This window comes from Paraburkholderia sp. BR14320 (assembly GCF_040948665.1).
GTDB classification, from domain to species: domain Bacteria; phylum Pseudomonadota; class Gammaproteobacteria; order Burkholderiales; family Burkholderiaceae; genus Paraburkholderia; species Paraburkholderia youngii.
The window spans coordinates 77579-98242 of sequence record NZ_JBFPKG010000020.1; the positions used below are offsets into that span (position 1 = coordinate 77579).

The following is a 20664-nucleotide window of genomic DNA, read 5'->3' on the forward strand; positions in this document are numbered from 1 at the left end:
CCCTAAGCAGCCCCTCCCGCCTCATACTCCCCGATATACCGCGCTCGCGGCCGGATCAACCGGCCATCGCGCGTCTGCTCCATCGCGTGCGCGATCCAGCCGACCACCCGCCCGAGCGCAAACAGCGTGAATGCGGCGCCGGTCGGCAAGCCGAGCACGCGCTCGATCGCCGCAAGCGCGAAATCCACCGTCGGCTCCGCGCCGGTCGTGTCGCGCACCGCTCGCGCAAGCTGCAGCACCTCGTTGAGCGGCGAGCGGGCCGGCGCGCAGTCGGCGAGCATCGTCAGCAACAACCGCGCGCGCGGATCGCCGTCCGGATAGAGCGGATGACCGAAGCCCGACAGCACCGGACCTTGCGCGCCGTGCTCGTGCCGCGCGAGCCGGTTCGCCAGATAGCGGTCCAGATCGGGCGAGCGCGACGCTTCATCGAGCAGCGCGGCAATGCGCACGGTTTCGCCGCCGTGACGCGGCCCGGAGAGCGCCGCGAGGCCGCCCGCGACCGCGCCGAACAAATGCGTGCCCGTCGACGTAATGCAGCGCACCGTGAACGTCGACGCGTTCAGCTCGTGATCCGCGCACGCGACCAGCGCCGCGCGCAGCAGCCCGCTTTGTTGCCGGCTGCGCACCCGCCAGGCCGTCGCGATCTGCCGATGCAGCGGTTCGTTCGACGTTGCCGCCGGCAGCATCGCGGCGGCCAGCAGCCGCATCACCGCGCACGCGGTGTCGAGTTGCGCGTCGCGGCCAAGCGCCCACACGCGCGGCATCTGCGCGGCGGCGGCCGGCAGCAGCACGAGCGCGCGATCGAGCGGCGTGCTGTCACTCCACAGCTTGAGCCACGCCGCCCATTGCGCGGGGGCGAGCGGCACGGCGGGCGCATCGGCGATGCGCCGCGCGCTGCATTGCCACAGCAGCGCCGCGACGTCTTCGAGTGACGCACTGCGTGCGAGCTCGATCGCATCGTGCCCGCGATACAGCAGCCGACCGTCCGCGACCAGCGTGATCGACGATTCGAGCACCGGCACGCCCCAGTCGAGCACCTTCTGCGCGACCTTGCCGGCGCGCTTGCCGTCCGCCTTGCGACGCGCGAGGCGGCGCACCTCGGCGGCATCGTAGAGGCGATGTCTGCCTTGCGCATCGGGCGACGAGCCGAGCATGCCGCGGCTCACGTACGCGTACAAGGTCGGCAGGCTGACGCCGAGCGTCGCGGCCGCTTCGGCGGCGGTCAGATAAATCGGGGCTGACATGAAAGCGCGTGAAAACCGAAGAAATCAATATATATTGATTATCATAATCAAGATTGATTGCAGCAAGGCGTAAATTTAGACTCGGTGCACCTGCTTCCTGTCCGCAGTCAACGCGCCCGATCCCATGACACCCGAACTCGCCCTCAAGCACATCTGGACCCTCGCCGGCTGCGATCCGGTCGCGCTGCACGCCGTGTCGCTCGCCGGCGCGGACCCCGGCTTGCCGTCGGTCTATCACGTCGGCAGCCTCGCGTCGTCGACCATCGCGGCGACAGGCCTCGCGGCCGCCGAATACTGGCGCCTGCGCAGCGGACGCAGGCAACGGGTGTCGGTGCAGATGCGTCGCGCGCTGGCGGCGTTTCGCAGCGAACGCTATCTGCGGATCGACGATGGGCCACCGCCCGCGCTGCGCGATCCGGTCACAGGCTTCTACGAAACGGGCGACGGCCGCTGGATCCAGCTGCACACGAATTTTGCGCATCACTTGAAGGGCGTGCTCGATGTGCTCGGCTGTGACAACGGCCGGGAATCGGTGGCGGCCGCGATTCGCGGCTGGGAGGGCGCGACGCTCGATCAAACGCTCGCCGACGCGGGCCTATGCGCCGCCTTGATTCGCACGCCCGACGAATGGGCCGCGCTCGAGCAGGCCAAAGCGATCGCGCGCTTGCCGCTGTTCGAGATCGAGCGCATCGGCGACGCGCCGGCCGAGCCGCCGCGCCATGCCGATGCCGACGCCGCGCCCGGCATCGACCGTCCGCTCGCGTGCGTGCGGGTGCTGGATCTGTCACGGATCATCGCGGGACCGGTGGCCGGTCGCGCGCTCGCGCATCATGGCGCCGACGTGATGACGATCAACGGGCCGCATCTGCCGAACATCGCGCCGCTCGTGATCGACAACGGACGCGGCAAGCGTTCGGCGCTCGTCGATCTGCGCGACGCCGCTGGCTGCGACACGTTGCGCGGACTCGCGCGCGATGCCGACGTGTTCCTGCAAGCCTATCGTCCGGGCGCGCTCGCGGCGCGCGGCTTCGGGCCGGACGAGCTGGCGCGGCTGCGGCCTGGCATCGTCTATGTGTCGGTTTGCGCGTACGGGTACACGGGGCCGTGGGCGCAGCGACGCGGCTTCGACAGTCTGGTGCAGTCGGCGAGCGGCATCGCGTGGACGGAGCGTGCGGCGGCGGGTTCGGCCGAGCCGCGGCATCTGCCGTGTCAGGCGCTCGATCACGCGACCGGCTATCTGGCCGCGTTCGGCGCGATGGTCGCGCTCGCGCGGCGGGCACGCGAGGGTGGCAGCTGGCATGTGAAGGTGTCGCTTGCGCAGACCGGGCGCTGGCTGCAGTCGTTCGGGTTGCTGGCCGATGGACCGCAGGTGCCGGAAATGTCGCTCGACCATGTGCGCGATTGCGTCGCGAGCGTGCAATCGGAGTTTGGGTGTGTGCTCGGCGTTCAGCCCGCCGAAGAACTGGAACAGACGCCGGCGTTTTATGCGCTGCCGCCGGCGCGCATCGGCGCGCACGAAGCCCGGTGGACTTAACAGGGTAGCGTGCGCCGCGGTGGAGTTTGAACCGCGGCGCGCCCGGCCGTCCGACCATTCACCGAGTCGCAGCCTACTTCCTCAACTCCGCCACGAAGTCGTAGTAATCGTTGCGGCAGTACGTATCCGTCAACTCGATCGCGCGCTGATCCGCGGTATAGCCCACGCGCGTGATCAACAACAACGCCTCGTTCGGCGCGATGCTCATCTGCTGCGCGATCTCGTCACTCGCGTTCACCGCGCGAAAATGCTGCAACGCGCGCACGATCGTCAGTCCGCGATTCTCCAGATACGTGTACAGCGAGTCGCCGATTGCCTGCGGATCGGGAATCACAGCGGCCGGGAATGTGGAATTCTCGACCGCCATCACGATGCCGTCGGCGAGTCTCAGTCGTCGCAGCCGCGTGACCGCGGCGGCCGGCGACAGCCCCAACTGGATCACTTCATCGCGATTGGCCGGCGAGATTTCGCGCGACAGCCACTTCGAACTCGGCGTGAAGCCGCGCCGCCGCAGCATTTCGCTGAAGCTCGACAGGCGCGACAACGGATCTTCATAGCGCGGCGTGATGAAGCTGCCCGCGCCTTGGGTGCGGCGGATCAAACCCTGCTCGACGAGCAGAGCGATCGCCTTACGCGACGTGATGCGCGATACGCCGAGCGCCTCCGACAGCACCCGCTCCGAGGGGAGCGCTTCACCGGCGTTCCAGCGGTTTTCGTGGATCGCGCTGCCGAGCTTGCGGGCAAGTTGCAGATAGAGCGGCGTGTCGTTTTCCGGGTCCGGGCGCAGGTCGCGCCAGCGGTCTTCCGAGGCAGAGGTCATGGGGCTCACGCAAGATGGGCAAGCGGCAATTTTAAAACATCGGCGCGCCCCGTTATAGCGGGCTTTTGCCTGGCGCGCCGTCGTGAGGCCGCGGAGCCGCTAAACTCGTCTCCAGATTTTTCGTAGCATGCGTTGCGCGGTGAGGTCTCGCGCAATTGCATCGCATCCGGATCGAGCCACTTTCGAAGGAGTCAGCATGACGAGCGAGATCGCAAGCGTGAGCTTGCCGGACGGCGAGCGCATTCCGGCGCTGGGGCAGGGCACGTGGGAGATGGGCGAGCAGCGGGCACGGCGCGCGGCGGAAATCGATGCACTGCGCTGCGGCATCGAACTCGGCATGACGCTGATCGACACCGCCGAAATGTACGGCGACGGCGCGACCGAGTCGCTGCTCGGCGAAGCGCTCGACGGTTTGCGCGACAAGGTGTTTCTGGTCAGCAAGGTGTATCCGCACAACGCTAGCCGACGCGGCGCGATCGCCGCGTGCGAGCAAAGCTTGAAGCGCCTGAAGACGGACCGGCTCGATCTGTATCTGCTGCACTGGCGTGGCTCGGTGCCGCTCGCGGACACCGTCGATGGCTTCGAGGCACTGCGGCGCGCGGGCAAGATCCGTCACTGGGGCGTGAGCAACTTCGATACCGACGACATGGAAGAACTCGTCGCGACGCCAGGCGGCGACGCGTGCGCGACCAACCAGATTCTGTACAACGTGGCGCGGCGCGGGCCGGAGTTCGATCTGCTGCCATGGCTCGGCGCGCGCGACATGCCGGCGATGGCGTACAGCCCGATCGATCATGCGCGGCTGCCGAAACGCTCGCCGCTCGACGACATCGCCGACGCGCGCGGCGTCTCCGTGTTTCAGGTGGCGCTCGCGTGGGTGCTGGGCAAGCCCAATGTGTGCGCGATTCCGAAGGCGGCGCGGGTCGAGCATGTGCGCGACAACCATCGCGCGTCGCAACTGGTGCTGGAAGCGGGCGAACTCGCCGCGCTCGACGCGTATTTCAAGCCGCCGCGCGGCAAGCGTGCGCTGGAGATGCTGTAAGCGCTGGCGCGGCCGCCGTCCGTTGCGGAGCGGCGGCGCGCGAGGCCCGAAGCGCTGTGGACGCCCGCTGACGCGGCGCTCAGGTGCAGGGGTGGTGCTGATGCACGGAGCCGAGCACGGCGACTTCGGCGGGGGTGTGCTGCAGCGCGTCGTCCGGTACCTGGGCGGCATCGGCGAGGAAGTCGTCGACGATCGACGACACCGGCACGTCGCGCAGGCATAGCGACACGCGCTGGGTTTCGTTGACGGGGAAGGTGGTGCGTTGGGCGAGGAACAGCACGCCGTACTGATAACCGTGGATGATGCCGCGGATCGCGCCGACGCATTGCCCTTGCGCGACGTTGTCGTGGCGCTGTTTGCAGCTCTGTACGAGCGAGTAGGCGGAGAAGCTCGGGTCGACCGGTGGCGCCGCTTGCGACAAGGTTTGCGCCATTGGCTGCGCGGGTGTTTGCGCATTGGCGAGCGATGCGAGGCCCAGGGCGCTAGCCATCAGCACGGCGGCTGCCGTGCGGGTCGCGGAGGGGGGGACACTTCTATGCATGTTGTGGGCCCTCATATCGAACGATGAATTTGATATGAGGCGGTCGTTTCGGATTGGTTCCATAACACTCACACGCAGTGGAGGTTGTGTTCCCGCCGCTCGCGGTGCGGTTCGCGCGACGATGCGAGGCGCGGCTCGCGCGCGCTCCAGGCGATTCCGTCAGCGCGCGCCGCAGGCGGGTGGGCCGCTCCGGCCGGCCTGCGGCGGTGACGCCCGACCGGGGGATCGGGACGCCACCGCCGTTGCCAGCGGATAGCGGACAGTATGCCGGGACATGTCGCCGGCGGGTAGGGCGCGGGCTCCCTACCCAAGGCAACGGGCGACGCCTAGTGCCCGTTCCCGCCACCGTTGCCACTGCCGCCGCTGCCGCCACCCTTGGCTCCGTGACCGCCGCCGAAGCCTCCGCCAAAGCCTCCGCCGAACCCGCCACCGAAGCCACCGCCAAACCCGCCGCCAAAGCCTCCACCATGCGCGCCGCCGAAACCACCACTCGGGCCACCGCTTGAGCCTCCGCAACCGCAGCTGCCGCTCCCGCTGCCGCCGCTGCTTCCGCTTCCACTTCCGCTTCCACTTCCACTTCCACCGCCACCGCCACCGCCACCGCCACCGCCACCGCCACCGCCACCGCCACCGCCGCTTGCGCCTCCACCGCTTGCGCCTCCACCGCTTCCACCGCCACCACTGCCACCCCCACCAGTTCAGCCCCCACTACTGCTACCACCATTGCTTCCGCCGCCGCTATTTCCCTTACCGCCCGTGCCCGCACCGCCACTCCCACTTCCGCTCCCTGAACCCGCCGCCCCGGCGCCGCTGTTACCGTTTGCGCCAGCCCCGCTATTGCTCGAACCCGCCGCGCCGCCACTACCGCTGCCGTTGCCACTGCCGCCGCCGAGCCGGCCGCAGCCCGGACCGCCAAGCCCGCCGCAGCCTACCGGCGCGAACACCGAGGCGGCATCGTCGGCGGCCGTGGCGGCGGTCGCCGCGTCGTCGTTCTGCGCGAGCAGCAGCGGCGCTGAATCTCCGGTTTGCGCCGGCGACGCGTCGGCCAACACCGTCGAGCGAGCGATCACGTCCGTCGACGCCCCGTACGCGGCCTCGCCCGCCAGCACCGCCGCCCCCGCGAGCACCGCTGCGCGGCGCATCATTGCGCAGCAATGCCGATCTGATTTTCTGATTTTCATCGCGCGTCTCCAGCTGCCACAGCGGCGGCCGACCTGTCTGCACGCGGGTCTTGTCGAACCCCGAGTCCGTCGTGCCGAAGTTGCCCGCGCGTCGCTGCCGTGCTGATCGCTTGAGGTCGCGTCATCGCGTGGTGACGCTCGTCGTGCGGATGTGCGCGGCGTTGCGCGCCCGGGGTGGCTTCGAATCTCTGGCCGCAAATTTAGCGATATCCATGCCACGCATCGCCGAGCCTTGAAGCGACGCGGGCGATCTCGGGATGTGCGATGCGCACGCCGGAAAAACGCCCGAAAACGTTGCGACGATGAAACGCGCGGACGCAAAAGCGTGTTTCCGACGCGGGATTCGTTAAGGGGGCGCTGTGCTGGATGACGCCGCGTCACGCGACGTCGATGAGGTTCGAATTGACGCTAGCTGGCGTTTTCCGACGCGTCGTCGGAAGCGGCGCCGTTCGTCGTGTTGCCCGCGTTGTCGTCGCGCGGCTCGCATTGCAGCTCGCGCAGAATGGCGACCGGAATATGGCAGCGAATCCGGTGCGCGGAAGGCGACTCAGCGGCGCCGCCGGCGTCGAGGAACGGCGGGTCCTGCTGCTCGCAGATCGCGCCGAGCTTGCGCGGACAGCGCGTGTGAAAGACGCAGCCCGACGGCATCGCGCCGGGCCCGGGCAACTCGCCCGTCAGATGGATGCGCGTGCGTTGATGCACTTCGCCGGTTGCACCGTCGCCCGGCAGCGTCGGCACGGCGGACAACAGCGCCTCGGTATACGGATGCTGCGGCCCATCGAACACGGCCGCCGCCGGGCCGATTTCGAGCAGCCGGCCGAGATAGAGCACCGCGATGCGATCCGACACATAGCGCACCACGTGCAGATCGTGCGAGATGAACACGTAGCTGACGCCGCGCTCGCGCTGCAGATCGGCGAGCAGATTCAGGATCGCGGCCTGCACCGACACGTCGAGCGATGAAGTCGGCTCATCGCAAACTACGACGCGTGGTTCGCCGGCAAACGCGCGCGCAATCGCGACGCGCTGCTTGAGTCCACCCGATAGCTGGCGCGAACGTGCGTCGAGATAGCGCTCGGGCAGCCGCACGGCGTCCGTCAGCGTGCCGAGCCTTTCGTCGATCTGGCGTCCGCGCAGCGCGGTGAAGCGCGCGAGCGCACGACCGATCAGCCGCTTGACCGAATGCGCGCGATTGAGCGCCGAGTCCGGATTCTGGAACACGATCTGCAGCGACTTCAGCTGCTCGTCGCTGCGTCGCGTGACGCGCGCGGCGAGCGGTGCGCCGTCGAGTTCGAGCACGCCGCCGGCATCGGGTGCGAGCAGGCCGAGCATCAGCCGCGCGAGCGTCGTCTTGCCGCTGCCCGATTCGCCGACGAGGCCGAGCGTCTCGCCGCTCGCGAGTTCGAGCGACACGTCATCGACCGCGCGCAGCGGCGCGCCGGATACGTGGAATGTTTTCGACAGGTTGCGAGCGCGCAAGACCGGCGCGGAGGACGCGCGCGCCGCCGCGTTGGATGATGCGGCCACCACCGGCGCCTCGCTCGATGCCGCCCGCGGCAATTCGATCGCGCGCTCGTGATAGTGGCAGCGCGCCATCTGATCGCCATGCGCAGCGCCGAGCCGATAGGGCGGCGGCGCGTCGCGCCGGCAGCGCTCGTCGGCGAGACGGCAGCGCTCCGCGTAGATACAGCCCTGCGTGACCGAGCCCGGCAACGGCAAGCCGCCCGCGATCGTATCGAGCCGCTCGCGGTCCTTGCTGCGTCCGGCGCTCGGCAGGCAGCGCAGCAGCCCGACCGTGTACGGATGACGCGGCCGCGCGAACACGTCCTGGGTCGCGCCTTCCTCGACCAGCTTGCCCGCGTACAGCACGCCGACACGTTCGCACATGCGGCCGATCACCGCGAGGTTGTGGCTGATGAACAGCACCGCGGTGCCGAGCTCCTCGCGTAACTGCGCGACGAGGTCGAGCACTTCCGCTTCAACGGTCGCGTCGAGGCCGGTGGTCGGTTCGTCGAGAATCAGCAGCGCGGGGTTCGACGCGAGCGCCATCGCGATCACGACGCGTTGCTGCATGCCGCCCGACAATTGATGCGGATAGCTGTCCATCACGCGCTCGGGCGCCGCGATACGCACGCGCTGCAACATCTCGAGCGTGCGATGCAACGCTTCGTCGCGTGCGACGCCGGCCGCCTCGAATGCTTCGGATATCTGGCGGGCAATCGTCAGCGATGGGTTCAGCGCGCGGCCCGGGTCCTGATAGACCATCGAGACGGTCGTCGCCCGCATGCTGCGCAGCGCATCGGCGCCGAGCTTCTGCACGTCCGCGCCGGCGATCGCGATCTTGCCGGCCTTCACCTTGCCGTTGCGCGGCAGGTAGCGCAGCGTCGCCATCGCGACGGTCGACTTGCCGCAGCCCGATTCGCCGACGAGTCCATACGCCTCGCCGCGCCGCACGCGAAACGACACGTCTTGCAGCACTTCGCGATCGCGTCCGCGAATCCGGTAGGTGACCGTCAGGCCGACCACGGTCAGCGCATCGGTGCGATCGCTCTTCGACACGTCGAACGCGGCGAACGAGGAGGGCGGCGCGCCGTTCATCGGTCGAGCACTCCCTGCACGCTGTCGGCGATCAGATTGACGCCGACCACCAGCGACGCGATCGCGCCCGCCGCGAACACGACGGTCCACCACGCGCCGCCCGCCATCAGCGTGTACGACTCGGACAGCGCGAGCCCCCAGTCGGCCGACGGCGGCTGGATGCCGAAGCCGAGAAACGACAGCGTCGCGACCGCGAAGATCGCATAGCCGAGCCGCACCGTTGCTTCGACGACGATCGGCGGCAGCACGTTGGGCAGGATCTCCACGAACATGATGTACGGGGCGCGTTCGCCGCGCAGCTGCGCGGCGGCCACGTAGTCGAGATGGCGCTCGGCGAATACGGCGGCGCGCACGGTGCGCGCGGTGATCGGCGTGAAGGTGAGGCCGATCACGAGAATCACCGTGAGATTCGATGCGCCGACCGCCGCGAGCGCGAGCAGCGCGATGATCACGAGCGGCAGCGCGAGCACCGCATCGATCACGCGGCCGATCACGTCGTCGACCCACCCGTCGAAGTAGCCGACCAGCAGGCCGAGCGCGGTGCCCGCCGCGGTGCCGAGCAGCGTCGCGAGCGGCGCGATGGTCAGGATGTCGCGCGCGCCGACGATCACGCGTGAGAACACGTCGCGGCCGAGCTGATCGGTGCCGAACCAGTGCGTGCGATCGGGCGGCGTGAGCGAATTGAGCGGATCGGACGCGTACGGATCGAGATGCACGAACCAGGGCCCGGCGATCGCGCAGACGATCCACCACGCGACGATCAGCGCGCCCACGAGGAAGGTCGGCGAACTCAGTAGCAGGAGCAGGCGCGGGAAGCGTGGCTCGGCGGGCGCGCGTGGCGCGGAGCCCGGTGCGCCCGGCGCGGGTACGCCCGGTGGCGTTGAAGAAGCCGGCGGCACGCTCGTATTCATTCGGCGGTCCTCACCCGCAGCCGCGGATTGAGCAGCACATGCAGCGCATCGGCGACCAGATTCGCGAGCGTATAGACGACGCCGATCGTCAGCACGCCCGCTTCGAGCATCGGAAAGTCCTTCGCCTTGGCGGCGTTGTAGATCAGCGAGCCGATGCCCTGGTAGTGGAACAGCGTCTCGACCACCACGAGTCCGCCGATCATGTAGCCGAGCTGGGTGGCGGCCACGGTGATCGTCGGCAGCAGCGCGTTGCGCAGCACGTGCCGCCAGATCACGACGTGGCGCGGCAGGCCCTTGAGGATCGCGGTGCGCGTGTAGTCGGCGTCGAGCGCTTCGACGGTGCCCGCGCGCGCCATCCGCGCGATATAGCCGAAGAATACGAAGACGAGCGGCAGCACCGGCAGCACCAGATGCCGCAGCTGTTCGAGCACGCTTGCATCGGGCGGGAACGAAGCTTCGATCGGCAGCCAGCGCAGCCACACGCCGAACACGAGGATCAGCACGATCGATGACACGAACTCCGGCACCACGGTCGCCGACAAACCGGCAATGCTGATCGTGCGATCGAGCCAGCGTCCCGCATGCATCGCCGACCACACGCCGCCCGCAATGCCGAGCGGCACGACGACGATGAATGCGAAGAGGCCGAGCTTCGCCGAATGTCCGAGCGCATCGGCGATGAAGGGCCCGACCGGTTCGCGATACGCGTACGACAGCCCCATGTTGCCGCGCACGAAGTGCGTGATCCAGTCGATGTATTGCGTGAGCAGCGGCCGATCGGCGCCGAGCTGATGGTTGAGCGCGGCGACCGCGCGCGCATCGGCGAGCGGCCCGAGCACCGCGCGGCCGATATCGCCGGGCAGCAACTGGCCGCCCGCGAACACGATCAGCGACAGCAGCCACAGCGTGATCAGCGACAGACCCACGCGCGTCGCCAGAAAACGCGCGACGCGGCCTGCGTTGCCGTTCGTCGCGCGCGGCAAACGCGATGGGTTCGAGGCGGGAGCGGGCGCCGGAGCCGACATCGTGAGTTCTCGTGCGGAGGTGCGTTGAGCAGCGCGGTACCTACGCGCTCAGCGTCGCGCGATCGAAATACAGCTGCGCGAGCGCGGTGAAGCGCACGCCGTTCACGCCCTTGCGCATCGCGATCAGCTGATCGTAGAAGAACGGGATGATCAACGGCGTTTCGTCGAGCAGCAGCGTCTGGATCTGTCCGGAGAGTTTCTTCTGCGTGGCGAGGTCGATCGCCGAGACGAACTGCGCGACCAGTTGATCGTATTGCGGATTCTTGAAGTGCGCAGCATTCCACGTGCCGTTGCTCGTCAGCGTCGCGTTGAGGAACACGTTCGGCACGCCGCGATGACCGTAGTCGGTGATGCCGAGCGGCGCGTCGAGCCAGTCGGATTTGCCCGGCGTGCCCGCGCCGTAGTACAGCGACTGGCTCTCGACCTTCAGATTAATGCGCACGCCGATCGCCTTCGCGGCGTTCTGCACGACGACCGCGAGGTCTGGAATCTCCATGTATTTTTCGGTGGTCAGCGTGACATCGAAACCGTTCGGCACGCCGGCTTGCGCGAGCAACTGCTTCGCCTTCGCGACGTCGATCTTGCGTTGCGGCACGCCTGCATCCGACGACGGAAACACCGGCGCGAACGGGCTGTCGTTGCCGAGTTGCGCGCGACCCTTGAAGAGACCGCGCACGAGCACGTCGCGATCGAGCGACAACGCGAGCGCCTGGCGCACGCGTTTGTCCTTGAAGAGCGGGCTGTCGTTGCGCATGTGAATCTGCCGATGCGCGCTCGACTTCACGCCCACTGCCTTGTAGTCCGGATTGTTCAGGATGGCCGCGCCGCCCTGCACGGTGAAGGTGCCCATCACGTCGGCCTGGTGGCCTTGCAGCGCGAGCAGTTGCGCCTGTTCGTCCGCATAGAACGAAAACTGTACGCGTTGCGGTAACGCTTTGTCGCCCCAGTAGTCGGGATTGCGCACGAACGACGCGCCGACCTTCGGCTGATACTTTTCGAGTTTGAACGGGCCGGTGCCGATGAAGCTCTTTTCGTAGTTGCCCGCGAAATTCGCGGGCAGGATCACCGCGTTGTAATTATCCGAGGATACGTAGTAGGGGAAATTGCCGATCGGCGCGTCGAGATGAAATTCGACCGTGTGTTCGTCGACGACCTTCGCACCGCCTTTGGACAGCACGCCCTTCAATACCGACAGCGCGGCCGAGCCGCTCGCGGGATCGGCGAGACGGTCGAAGGTGGCGACCACGTCTTTCGCGCCGAAGCTCTGGCCGTCGTGGAATTTGACGTTGGGGCGCAGCTTGAAGGTCCACACGTCGCCCTTGTCGTTCGGCTTCCACGACAGCGCGAGCGCGGGTTTGAGCATCAGCTTCTCGCCGTCGTCGTCGATCAGGAATTCGCCGGTCTGGTTTAGCAGCGCGAGACTCGCGGCGTCGGTGACCGTTAGCGGATCGACGGCGCCCGCCGGCGTCAGATGCGCGACGCGAATGGTCTGGTTCGTCGGGGCCGGCGCACCTTGCGCCCTCGCTCGCGGCGCGCCGAGCAAGCCGCCGCCCGCGAGTGAAAGACCGATCACGCTCGCGTAACGCAGCAGTTCGCGGCGCGTGATCCGGCCGGCGAGGAACTCGTCGAGGGCGTGGTTGCCGTAGGCGTCGGCGGCGAGGCGGGCTTCGTTCAATGCATCAGGGGCGAGAAATCGGTCCGCTGGCGTTTTCATCGATGGCGTGTCCAGTCCGTTCTATTGCTGGTTCCGAAGCGTCGCGCGAGCGGCGCGACAGCGCGGAAGGCAGCGCGCTTCCCGATGGGCGGCGCGAGGTGACGGGGCCGCGGTCGCGAAGGCGCAACGCTGCGCAGAGCGGTTTCAGTGTAAGCGATTGCTCGCGGCTCTGGCGTGCCGCGTTAGCCGGTCCGCCGATAAATGAGGGGCGGTGTGTCGTCGTCACAACGTTTACCGGACACGTGCGCGCGAGAGGTGGTCGCGATTACGGAGGGAATGGCGGGACACTGGAAAAACCTGCTGACCTGCCGCTTCGGGGACAACGGGCCGTCTCCAGCGATGAAACAGCACCGAGCCGATCCAGCACGCCATGAAGGCCGCGACGATCGCATAGCCGAGCGCGCCGAAATGATCGTTGATGCGGGCGATCGCATCCAACACGCCGCCGCTCCAGCCGAAGCGGTCCGACAGTAGTCCCAACGCCTCGATGCCGCCGATCACGGTCGCGACCACCGCCGACACGAACGTGATGCTCGCGTTGTAGTACAGCTTGCGCTTCGGGTCATCCATCGCCCAGCCGTATGCATGCACCATCAGCACGTTATCGGTTGAATCGACGAGCGTCATGCCGGCCGTGAAGAGCGCGGGGAACACGAGGATCGAGTAGAGCGGCAGACCGGTGCTCGCCTGCGACGCGGCGATCGCGAGCAGGCCGATCTCGGTCGCGGTATCGAAGCCGAGCCCGAACAGCACGCCGACCGGGTACATGTGCCAGCTTTGGGTGACCAGCCGGAACAGCGGCCGCAACGCACGCGACAGCAGCCCGGCTGGGGCGAGCGAATCGGTTGACGCGGTGGCCGCCGCGCCAGCGTGTTGCGCGTGCCGGTAGCGACGCCACACATCGCGCAGGATCACAAGATTGACCGCCGCGAGCACCAGCAGGAACGTCGCCGAAACCAGCGTGCCGAGCGTGCCGCCGAGTTCCTTGAGGCTCTCGAAGCGCCCATGCAGCGAATGCGTGGTCCACGCGATGCCGATCGTCGCCGCGATCACGATGGTCGAGTGTCCGAGCGAAAACGCGAGCCCGATGCCGAGGGGGCGCTTGCCCGTTTGCATCAGCTTGCGCGTGACGGCGTCGATCGCCGCGATGTGGTCGGCGTCGACCGCATGACGCAGACCGAAGCCATACGCGAGCAGCGCGGTGCCGAGCAGCAGCGGGTAGTGGCGAAACGCGATCAGCGCCCACAGCCATGCGCCGAGGTTGGCGACGATCAGCACCGCGTAGAGCGTGGCGAGGCGACGGCGCAGCGAAGCGGTAGGCGTCATGTGGCGCGGGCGGGTCAGTCGGCAGGTGAATGAGCAGGCATGAGCGACTCAGTGATCGTGCGGATGCTTGTGGATCGGATCGACCCAGTAGACCGTTTCGGGCTGCTCGACCGCGTCGATGTTCAGATTAACGACGACCGCTTCGTTGTCGCTGCGTACGAGCACGCATTCGAGCGGCTCGTCGGTGCTCGCGTTGATCTCCTGATGCGGCACGTAGGGCGGCACGAAGATGAAGTCGCCGGGACCGGCCTCGGCGGTGAATTCCAGATGCTCGCCCCAGCGCATGCGCGCCTGGCCGCGCACCACGTAGATCACGCTTTCGAGCGCGCCGTGATGATGCGCGCCGGTCTTCGCGTTCGGATGGATCGTTACGGTGCCGGCCCAGATCTTCTGCGCGCCGACGCGCGCCGCGTTGATCGCAGCCGCGCGGTTCATGCCCGGCGTTTGCGCGGTGTTGGTGTCGAGCTGATCGCCGCGGATGACCTTCACGCCGTGCTCGCGCCAGTCGATCTGTCCGCCGGTTTCGGCGGCTTCGTGCTCGGCCCGGTAATGCGGATGTTCGTGATCCTGGCTCATCGTGCGTCCTCCTCGGCTTGGGTGCCGCGTACCTGTTCGACATTCTGGCACGTTCAAAAAACGGTTGTGTGGCACGACGATGCCAACGGCGCCACGAAAAAAAAGCCCGCTCACAGGGAGCGGGCTTCGACTGATGACGCTCAGCGGCGCCGCGTCAGCGTCATTGCTTCTTCGCGTTGATCACGGCCTCGGCGACGTTGCTCGGAGTTTCGGCGTAGTGCTTGAACTCCATCGTATAAGTCGCGCGGCCCTGAGTGGCCGAGCGCAGCGACGTCGAGTAGCCGAACATCTCGGCGAGCGGCACCTCCGCACGCACCAGCTTGCCGCCGCCGCCCGCGATGTCTTCCATGCCTTGCACCATGCCGCGCCGGCTCGACAGGTCGCCCATCACGTTGCCCATGAAGTCCTCGGGTGTTTCCACCTCGACGGCCATCATCGGTTCGAGCAGCACGGGCTTCGCCTTGCGCATCGCCTCCTTGAACGCCATCGAGCCAGCCATGCGGAACGCGTTTTCGTTCGAGTCGACGTCGTGGTACGAACCGAAGGTCAGCGTGACCTTCACGTCGACGACCGGATAGCCCGCCAGCACGCCGGCTTTCAGCGTTTCCTGGATGCCCTTGTCGACGGCCGGGATGAATTCGCGCGGAATCACGCCGCCCTTGATCGCGTCGACGAACTCGTAGCCCTTGCCCTGTTCGGAAGGTTCGAGCGCGATCACCGCGTGACCGTACTGGCCGCGGCCGCCCGACTGCTTGACGAACTTGCCTTCGACGTCCTCGACCTTGTTGCGCACCGTCTCGCGATAGGCGACTTGCGGCTTGCCGACAGTTGCTTCGACGCCGAACTCGCGCTTCATCCGGTCGACCAGAATTTCCAGATGCAGCTCGCCCATGCCGGAGATGATCGTCTGTCCGGATTCCTCGTCGGTCTGCACGCGGAACGACGGGTCCTCCTGCGCGAGACGATTCAGCGCGATGCCCATCTTCTCCTGGTCGGCCTTGGTCTTCGGCTCGACGGCCTGCGAGATCACCGGGTCCGGGAAGATCATCTTTTCGAGGATGATCACATGATTCGGATCGCACAGCGTGTCGCCGGTGGTCGCTTCCTTCAGGCCGACGGCCGCGGCGATGTCGCCCGCGTAGACCTCCTTGATTTCCTTGCGCTCGTTCGCATGCATCTGCAGGATGCGGCCGAGGCGCTCCTTCTTTTCCTTGGCCGCGTTGTAGACCGTGTCGCCCGAATTGACGACGCCCGAGTACACGCGGAAGAAAATCAACTGGCCGACGAACGGGTCGGTCATGATCTTGAAGGCGAGCGCCGAGAACGGATCGTCGTCGTTCGGATGGCGCTCGATCTCCTTGTCGTGCTCGTCGTGACCGGTGATCGCGGGCACGTCGACCGGCGACGGCAGATAGTCGATCACCGCGTCGAGCATCGCCTGCACGCCCTTGTTCTTGAATGCGCTGCCGCACAGCATCGGCACGATCTCATTGGCGATCGTGCGTGCGCGAATACCCTGCTTGATTTCTTCTTCGGTCAGATGATGCTCACCGCCCAGGTACTTTTCGAGCAGTGTCTCGTTCGCCTCGGCCGCGGCCTCGACCATCTTGTCGTGCCATTCCTTCGCCGTTGCGGCGAGTTCGGCCGGAATGTCGCGATATTCAAACTTGATGCCCTGGCTCGCGTCGTCCCAGTAGATCGCCTTCATCTTGACGAGGTCGACCACACCCTGGAAGTGCTCTTCCGCGCCGATCGGAATCTGGATCGGCACGGCGACGCCCTTCAGGCGTTCGCCGATCTGCCGCTGCACGCGGAAGAAGTCCGCGCCGACGCGATCCATCTTGTTGACGAACGCAATGCGCGGCACCTTGTACTTGTTCGCCTGGCGCCACACGGTTTCCGATTGCGGCTGCACGCCGCCGACCGAGTCGTACACCATGCACGCGCCGTCGAGCACGCGCATCGAGCGCTCGACTTCGATCGTGAAGTCGACGTGCCCGGGGGTGTCGATGATGTTGATCCGATGCTCGGGATAGTTGCCGGCCATGCCTTTCCAGAACGCGGTCGTGGCCGCCGACGTGATCGTGATGCCGCGCTCCTGCTCCTGTTCCATCCAGTCCATCGTCGCCGCACCGTCGTGAACCTCGCCGATCTTGTGGGTCACGCCGGTGTAGAACAGGATCCGTTCGGTGGTGGTGGTTTTGCCGGCATCGATGTGAGCGCTGATGCCGATATTCCGGTAGCGCTCGATGGGAGTCTTGCGGGGCACGTGAATCTCCTTGTAATGGCGCGCCTGAAACGCATGCCGGGCGACCGCGTAAGCCGTCCGGGGAGTCTGGGTGGTGCTTTAGTGCTTTATGTGGCGTTACCAAATCGAGATTACAAGGATAGCGCGTCGATTGGTCTTTTGCATGAATCCTGCCAGCCGGCGCGAAGGGCGGCCGCGCGGGGCTGCGCGGGCGGAAAAAAACCCGGCGCCTCGGGTTGAGGCGCCGGGTTTTTCTGGAAAGCGCGGCGGACGGTCGGGCTGGCTAGTGGCAACTTACGGGGACGCTCGGGTGGCCGTCTGCGGGCCGCGCAGGGGCGCAGCCCGGCGGTGACGGCTTTACTGCGTGATACCCGGCACCGGCGGCAAGCCCTGGATCTGCATGCCCGGCTTGATGCCCTTGGCCGTGAACCAGCCCTTGGGCATTTCCAGCGCGAACACGCCGTTGTGCGTCGGGCAGTGGTTGTTGGTGGTCTCGGCCTTCATCTCGTCGATATCGGTGATCGTGCCGTCGGCGCGCATGAACGCGATCGACAGCGGAATCAGCGTATTCTTCATCCAGAAGCAGTGGCCCGCGTTCTCGTTGAACACGAACAGCATGCCTTCGTTCGGCCCGAGCTTCGTGCGATACATCAAGCCCTGTTCGCGATCCGCGTCGTTGGCGGCGACGGCCGCGTCGATCACGAACATGCCGGCGGTCAGCTTGACCCGCGGAAACTCGCTCGGCTGCTTGGCGCCCGGCGGTATCTGCTGCGCCAGGGCGGGAGCCGTGGTAGCGGCGAACGACAGCGCCGCGAGCGGCAGTGCAACGGCAACGGCGAAACGCGCAACCGACGAGCGGATGGAAAATCGCACGACAAGACTCCTTGCTGAAATCGACTCGCGCATGTTACGCGAGCGCGTCAAAAACAAAAAGGCAGATCGCCTTGCGGTGATCTGCCTTACAACGCCGTAAGAACGGCAATGAAGCTAGTTCTTTACTGCGTTTTTACAAGCAACTTACTCCGAAGCTGCCGAAGCTGCAGCAGCAGCTGCTGCCTTCTTGTGCGACTTCTTGTGAGCGTGCTTGGTGGTCTTCTTTGCCGACGAAGCTGCTGCCGGAGCTGCCGGAGCTGCTTCCGGTGCCGATGCTTGTGCGAATGCTGCCGTTGCGAAGAGGCCAGCGACCAGAGCGGCGATCAGTTTGTTCATTTTGTGAATCCTCAGCTTGAGTTAATTAACCAAATGACCCGGCAAATGTAGAGTCATGTCGGTAAACGTGCCATCCACCTTTCGGTTGACAGCCGCATCGAACAAAATTTTTCGACGCGTCTGCTAGCGTTCGGACTTTCGTACTCGCCGCGCAAAAACGGCTTATGCAAAGGTCTTTAAGGCTGAATGCCGGATAGCTTCGGCGGCATCTGCGTCGAATAACGCGTGGGCTTGTACAGCGGTTGACGCGAATTGCGCGGAAATTTTTAACCTCATCGCACGCGATCGAACTGCATCGCTCAGGCTCGCGCGAGCTCATTTGTTTCACGCACTTCGGGCTTGCGTTTCACGCATTGTTTCGCGTGCTGCTACAACGAGTTAGCGTTGAATGTCACGGCCGTGAAACGTGTTTGCAGTGATCACGTGCAGGCTGATTCACGTTCAGACGACGCCATCCCATGGCGCGTTCGCTCGCAACTCGATGCTCTCACCGGGCTGTAGTCCGAGTGAAAAAATGTCAAGCGCACCGATGCCCACGCGCACGAGACGCAGCGTCGGAAAACCGACCGCGGCCGTCATGCGACGCACCTGACGGTTCTTGCCTTCTGTGATCGACAGTTCGATCCACGTGGTCGGGATCGCAGCGCGATAGCGGATCGGTGGCGTGCGCGTCCATAGCGAGCCAGACGGTTCGACGTACCGCGCCTGACATGGGCGTGTCACGTAGTCGCCGAGATCGACGCCGCGTGCGAGCTGCTTCAACGCGGCGTCGTCGACCGCGCCTTCGACTTGCGCCCAATAGCGTTTGACGAGCTTGTGACGCGGCTCAGCGATGCGCGCCTGTAGCGCGCCGTCGTCGGTGAGCAGCAGCAGGCCTTCGCTATCCGAGTCGAGGCGGCCAGCCGGATAGACACCGGGTACTTTGACCCAGTCTGCAAGCGACGCGCGCGTCTCATGTGGCGAAAATTGACAGATGGTGCCGAACGGCTTGTTGAGGGCGAGAAGGCGCATGGAGAGCGAGACGGCAGAGCAAATACGGCAGAGCGATACGGCGGGATGATAATGCATAAATCGGGATGCAGATTCTTGTATCTTTTAGAGGAGCGTGGCGCGTTCGGTGGTCCGTCCATATTGGAAAACCCGGCGCCGGGGGCGGCCGCGTCGTGCCTGGAGCGTGGGCTAGAATAGCGGCCTGGCCGCTCGCGGTGGTTCGGCATTGCGCGGCGAGGGCATCTCTTTCGCAGTCTCCCATCAGCTTTTGCACGGCTTTCACTGGAGTCCGATCATGCCGTATCAGCACATCAAGGTTCCGGCAGGTGGCGATAAGATCACCGTCAACGCCGACTTCTCGCTCAACGTTTCCGACGAGCCGATCATTCCGTACATCGAAGGCGACGGCACCGGTCTGGACATCACGCCAGTCATGCTCAAGGTCGTGGATGCGGCGGTCGAAAAGGCGTACGGCGGCAAGAAGAAAATCCACTGGATGGAAATCTACGCGGGCGAGAAGGCGACCCGGGTGTACGGCCCGGACGTATGGCTGCCGGACGAAACGCTGCAGGCGGTCAAGGAATACGTCGTATCGATCAAGGGGCCGCTCACCACGCCGGTCGGCGGCGGCATCCGCTCGCTGAACGTTGCGTTGCGCCAGGAACTGGACCTCTACGTGTGCCTGCGTCCGGTGCAGTATTTCAAGGGCGTGCCGTCGCCGGTGCGTGAGCCCGAGAAGACCAACATGGTGATCTTCCGCGAGAACTCGGAAGACATTTACGCGGGCATCGAATGGCCGGCCGAGTCCGAGCAGGCGAAGAAGATCATCAGGTTCCTGCGCGAAGAAATGGGCGTGAAGAAGATCCGCTTTCCGGATTCGTCGGGCATCGGCATCAAGCCGGTGTCGCGCGAAGGGACCGAGCGTCTGGTGCGCAAGGCGATCCAGTATGCGATCGACAATGAACGCCGCTCGGTGACGCTGGTGCACAAGGGCAACATCATGAAGTACACCGAAGGCGCGTTTCGCGACTACGGCTACGCGCTTGCGCAGAAAGAGTTCAACGCGGAACTGGTCGACGGCGGTCCGTGGATGAAGGTCAGGAATCCGAAGACCGGCGGCGACGTCGTCGTGAAGGACGTGATCGCCGACGCGTTCCTGCAGCAGATCCTGCTTCGCCCGGCCGAATACGACGTGATCGCCACGCTGAACCTGAACGGCGACTACATCTCCGACGCGCTGGCCGCGCAGGTGGGCGGCATCGGTATCGCGCCGGGCGCGAATATGTCGGATTCGGTTGCGATGTTCGAGGCGACTCACGGCACGGCGCCGAAATACGCAGGCAAGGACTACGTGAATCCCGGCTCGGAAATTCTGTCAGCGGAAATGATGTTGCGCCACCTGGGCTGGTTCGAAGCGGCGGATCTGATAATCAGCTCGATGGAAAAATCGATCCTGCAAAAGCGGGTGACTTACGATTTTGCCCGTCTGATGGAAGGCGCGACCCAGGTGTCGTGCTCCGCATTTGGGCAAGTGATGATCGAAAATATGTAATTGATGCGCCGGGATTATCCGGTTTGCATAAAAACCCCGGCGCCAGCAAACGGCCGGGGTATTTTTTTACCCGGAAGTTTCACGCGATTTTCATGCGGGAAAATCCGCTGCAACAGAAAGCCGCTGCAAAAAAGAAACCCGGCGAGAAGCCGG

General features: G+C 65.8%; 17 protein-coding genes. 3 read left to right on the forward strand and 14 right to left on the reverse strand.

The genetic code is table 11. The features are described 5' to 3' along the window. Window positions 1-2 precede the first annotated feature (2 nt). Entirely contained in the window at window positions 3-1244 is a 1242-nt protein-coding gene (locus AB3X89_RS19770; protein ID WP_368584765.1) for a citrate/2-methylcitrate synthase, read from the reverse strand. Between the two features lie 124 nt (window positions 1245-1368). Between AB3X89_RS19770 and AB3X89_RS19775 the strand changes: the two genes are divergently transcribed. After that, on the forward strand, window positions 1369-2778 hold the full coding sequence (locus tag AB3X89_RS19775) for a CoA transferase (protein ID WP_368584766.1): 1410 nt from the start codon (window positions 1369-1371) through the stop codon (window positions 2776-2778). Between the two features lie 73 nt (window positions 2779-2851). Here the strand turns inward: AB3X89_RS19775 and AB3X89_RS19780 are convergent, their stop codons facing one another. Next, window positions 2852-3598, reverse strand: coding sequence for a GntR family transcriptional regulator (locus tag AB3X89_RS19780; RefSeq protein ID WP_013090333.1), 747 nt, complete (start codon window positions 3596-3598; stop codon window positions 2852-2854). Window positions 3599-3794: 196 nt separating this feature from the next. On the opposite strand from AB3X89_RS19780, the gene AB3X89_RS19785 reads away from it, so the two are divergent. Further along, window positions 3795-4640 carry an aldo/keto reductase gene (locus AB3X89_RS19785; RefSeq protein WP_368584767.1) on the forward strand — a complete coding sequence of 282 codons (846 nt, stop codon included), beginning with the start codon at window positions 3795-3797 and terminating at the stop codon, window positions 4638-4640. A gap of 79 nt (window positions 4641-4719) precedes the next feature. On the opposite strand, the gene AB3X89_RS19790 is transcribed toward AB3X89_RS19785, so the two are convergent. The 12 genes from AB3X89_RS19790 to AB3X89_RS19845 all read right to left on the reverse strand — a co-directional run bounded on the left by AB3X89_RS19790 (window position 4720) and on the right by AB3X89_RS19845 (window position 18980). Further along, the gene (locus AB3X89_RS19790) at window positions 4720-5181 is read right to left on the reverse strand and encodes a Rap1a/Tai family immunity protein (protein ID WP_368584768.1); all 462 of its coding nucleotides are present in this window, start codon (window positions 5179-5181) and stop codon (window positions 4720-4722) included. 698 nt (window positions 5182-5879) lie between these two features. After that, window positions 5880-6362 carry a hypothetical protein gene (locus AB3X89_RS19795; RefSeq protein WP_368584769.1) on the reverse strand — a complete coding sequence of 161 codons (483 nt, stop codon included), beginning with the start codon at window positions 6360-6362 and terminating at the stop codon, window positions 5880-5882. A 408-nt stretch (window positions 6363-6770) separates the two neighbouring features. After that, window positions 6771-8960: an ABC transporter ATP-binding protein gene (locus tag AB3X89_RS19800; RefSeq protein ID WP_368584770.1), complete on the reverse strand. Its 2190-nt coding sequence runs from the start codon at window positions 8958-8960 to the stop codon at window positions 6771-6773. Beyond that, the gene (locus AB3X89_RS19805) at window positions 8957-9871 is read right to left on the reverse strand and encodes an ABC transporter permease (protein ID WP_368584771.1); all 915 of its coding nucleotides are present in this window, start codon (window positions 9869-9871) and stop codon (window positions 8957-8959) included. Before AB3X89_RS19805 ends, AB3X89_RS19800 begins: the two co-directional genes overlap by 4 nt. Then, window positions 9868-10896, reverse strand: a complete 1029-nt coding sequence (locus tag AB3X89_RS19810) for an ABC transporter permease (protein ID WP_368584772.1) — start codon at window positions 10894-10896, stop codon at window positions 9868-9870. The genes AB3X89_RS19805 and AB3X89_RS19810 overlap by 4 nt, the downstream gene beginning before the upstream one ends. A 40-nt stretch (window positions 10897-10936) precedes the next feature. Then, window positions 10937-12610, reverse strand: a complete 1674-nt coding sequence (locus AB3X89_RS19815; protein ID WP_368584773.1) for an ABC transporter substrate-binding protein — start codon at window positions 12608-12610, stop codon at window positions 10937-10939. A gap of 231 nt (window positions 12611-12841) precedes the next feature. Then, window positions 12842-13936 (reverse strand): HoxN/HupN/NixA family nickel/cobalt transporter, encoded by a 1095-nt coding sequence (locus AB3X89_RS19820; RefSeq protein WP_368584774.1) that lies wholly within the window; start codon window positions 13934-13936, stop codon window positions 12842-12844. 48 nt (window positions 13937-13984) lie between these two features. Next, on the reverse strand, window positions 13985-14512 hold the full coding sequence (locus tag AB3X89_RS19825; protein WP_368584775.1) for a cupin domain-containing protein: 528 nt from the start codon (window positions 14510-14512) through the stop codon (window positions 13985-13987). A gap of 160 nt (window positions 14513-14672) precedes the next feature. Then, window positions 14673-16781, reverse strand: coding sequence for an elongation factor G (gene fusA / locus AB3X89_RS19830; protein WP_368584776.1), 2109 nt, complete (start codon window positions 16779-16781; stop codon window positions 14673-14675). A gap of 336 nt (window positions 16782-17117) precedes the next feature. After that, complete coding sequence (locus AB3X89_RS19835; protein WP_368584777.1) at window positions 17118-17633, reverse strand: DUF192 domain-containing protein; 516 nt, start codon at window positions 17631-17633, stop codon at window positions 17118-17120. Between the two features lie 144 nt (window positions 17634-17777). Continuing rightward, window positions 17778-17969, reverse strand: coding sequence for a hypothetical protein (locus tag AB3X89_RS19840; protein ID WP_083788686.1), 192 nt, complete (start codon window positions 17967-17969; stop codon window positions 17778-17780). Between the two features lie 441 nt (window positions 17970-18410). Further along, the gene (locus tag AB3X89_RS19845; protein WP_368584778.1) at window positions 18411-18980 is read right to left on the reverse strand and encodes a pseudouridine synthase; all 570 of its coding nucleotides are present in this window, start codon (window positions 18978-18980) and stop codon (window positions 18411-18413) included. 274 nt (window positions 18981-19254) lie between these two features. Here AB3X89_RS19845 and icd point away from each other — a divergent pair, with 274 nt between their 5' ends. Then, the gene (gene icd / locus AB3X89_RS19850; RefSeq protein ID WP_368584779.1) at window positions 19255-20511 is read left to right on the forward strand and encodes an NADP-dependent isocitrate dehydrogenase; all 1257 of its coding nucleotides are present in this window, start codon (window positions 19255-19257) and stop codon (window positions 20509-20511) included. The last annotated feature ends 153 nt before the right edge of the window (window positions 20512-20664 follow it).

Bases quoted from the DNA above. Each gene is read 5' to 3' on its own strand.
- AB3X89_RS19770 (WP_368584765.1), bottom strand. From the start codon at position 1,244: ATGTCAGCCCCGATTTATCTGACCGCCGCCGAAGCGGCCGCGACGCTC.
- AB3X89_RS19775 (WP_368584766.1), top strand. From the start codon at position 1,369: ATGACACCCGAACTCGCCCTCAAGCACATCTGGACCCTCGCCGGCTGC.
- AB3X89_RS19780 (WP_013090333.1), bottom strand. From the start codon at position 3,598: ATGACCTCTGCCTCGGAAGACCGCTGGCGCGACCTGCGCCCGGACCCG.
- AB3X89_RS19785 (WP_368584767.1), top strand. From the start codon at position 3,795: ATGACGAGCGAGATCGCAAGCGTGAGCTTGCCGGACGGCGAGCGCATT.
- AB3X89_RS19790 (WP_368584768.1), bottom strand. From the start codon at position 5,181: ATGCATAGAAGTGTCCCCCCCTCCGCGACCCGCACGGCAGCCGCCGTG.
- AB3X89_RS19795 (WP_368584769.1), bottom strand. From the start codon at position 6,362: ATGAAAATCAGAAAATCAGATCGGCATTGCTGCGCAATGATGCGCCGC.
- AB3X89_RS19800 (WP_368584770.1), bottom strand. From the start codon at position 8,960: ATGAACGGCGCGCCGCCCTCCTCGTTCGCCGCGTTCGACGTGTCGAAG.
- AB3X89_RS19805 (WP_368584771.1), bottom strand. From the start codon at position 9,871: ATGAATACGAGCGTGCCGCCGGCTTCTTCAACGCCACCGGGCGTACCC.
- AB3X89_RS19810 (WP_368584772.1), bottom strand. From the start codon at position 10,896: ATGTCGGCTCCGGCGCCCGCTCCCGCCTCGAACCCATCGCGTTTGCCG.
- AB3X89_RS19815 (WP_368584773.1), bottom strand. From the start codon at position 12,610: ATGAAAACGCCAGCGGACCGATTTCTCGCCCCTGATGCATTGAACGAA.
- AB3X89_RS19820 (WP_368584774.1), bottom strand. From the start codon at position 13,936: ATGACGCCTACCGCTTCGCTGCGCCGTCGCCTCGCCACGCTCTACGCG.
- AB3X89_RS19825 (WP_368584775.1), bottom strand. From the start codon at position 14,512: ATGAGCCAGGATCACGAACATCCGCATTACCGGGCCGAGCACGAAGCC.
- AB3X89_RS19840 (WP_083788686.1), bottom strand. From the start codon at position 17,969: ATGAACAAACTGATCGCCGCTCTGGTCGCTGGCCTCTTCGCAACGGCA.
- AB3X89_RS19845 (WP_368584778.1), bottom strand. From the start codon at position 18,980: ATGCGCCTTCTCGCCCTCAACAAGCCGTTCGGCACCATCTGTCAATTT.
- icd (WP_368584779.1), top strand. From the start codon at position 19,255: ATGCCGTATCAGCACATCAAGGTTCCGGCAGGTGGCGATAAGATCACC.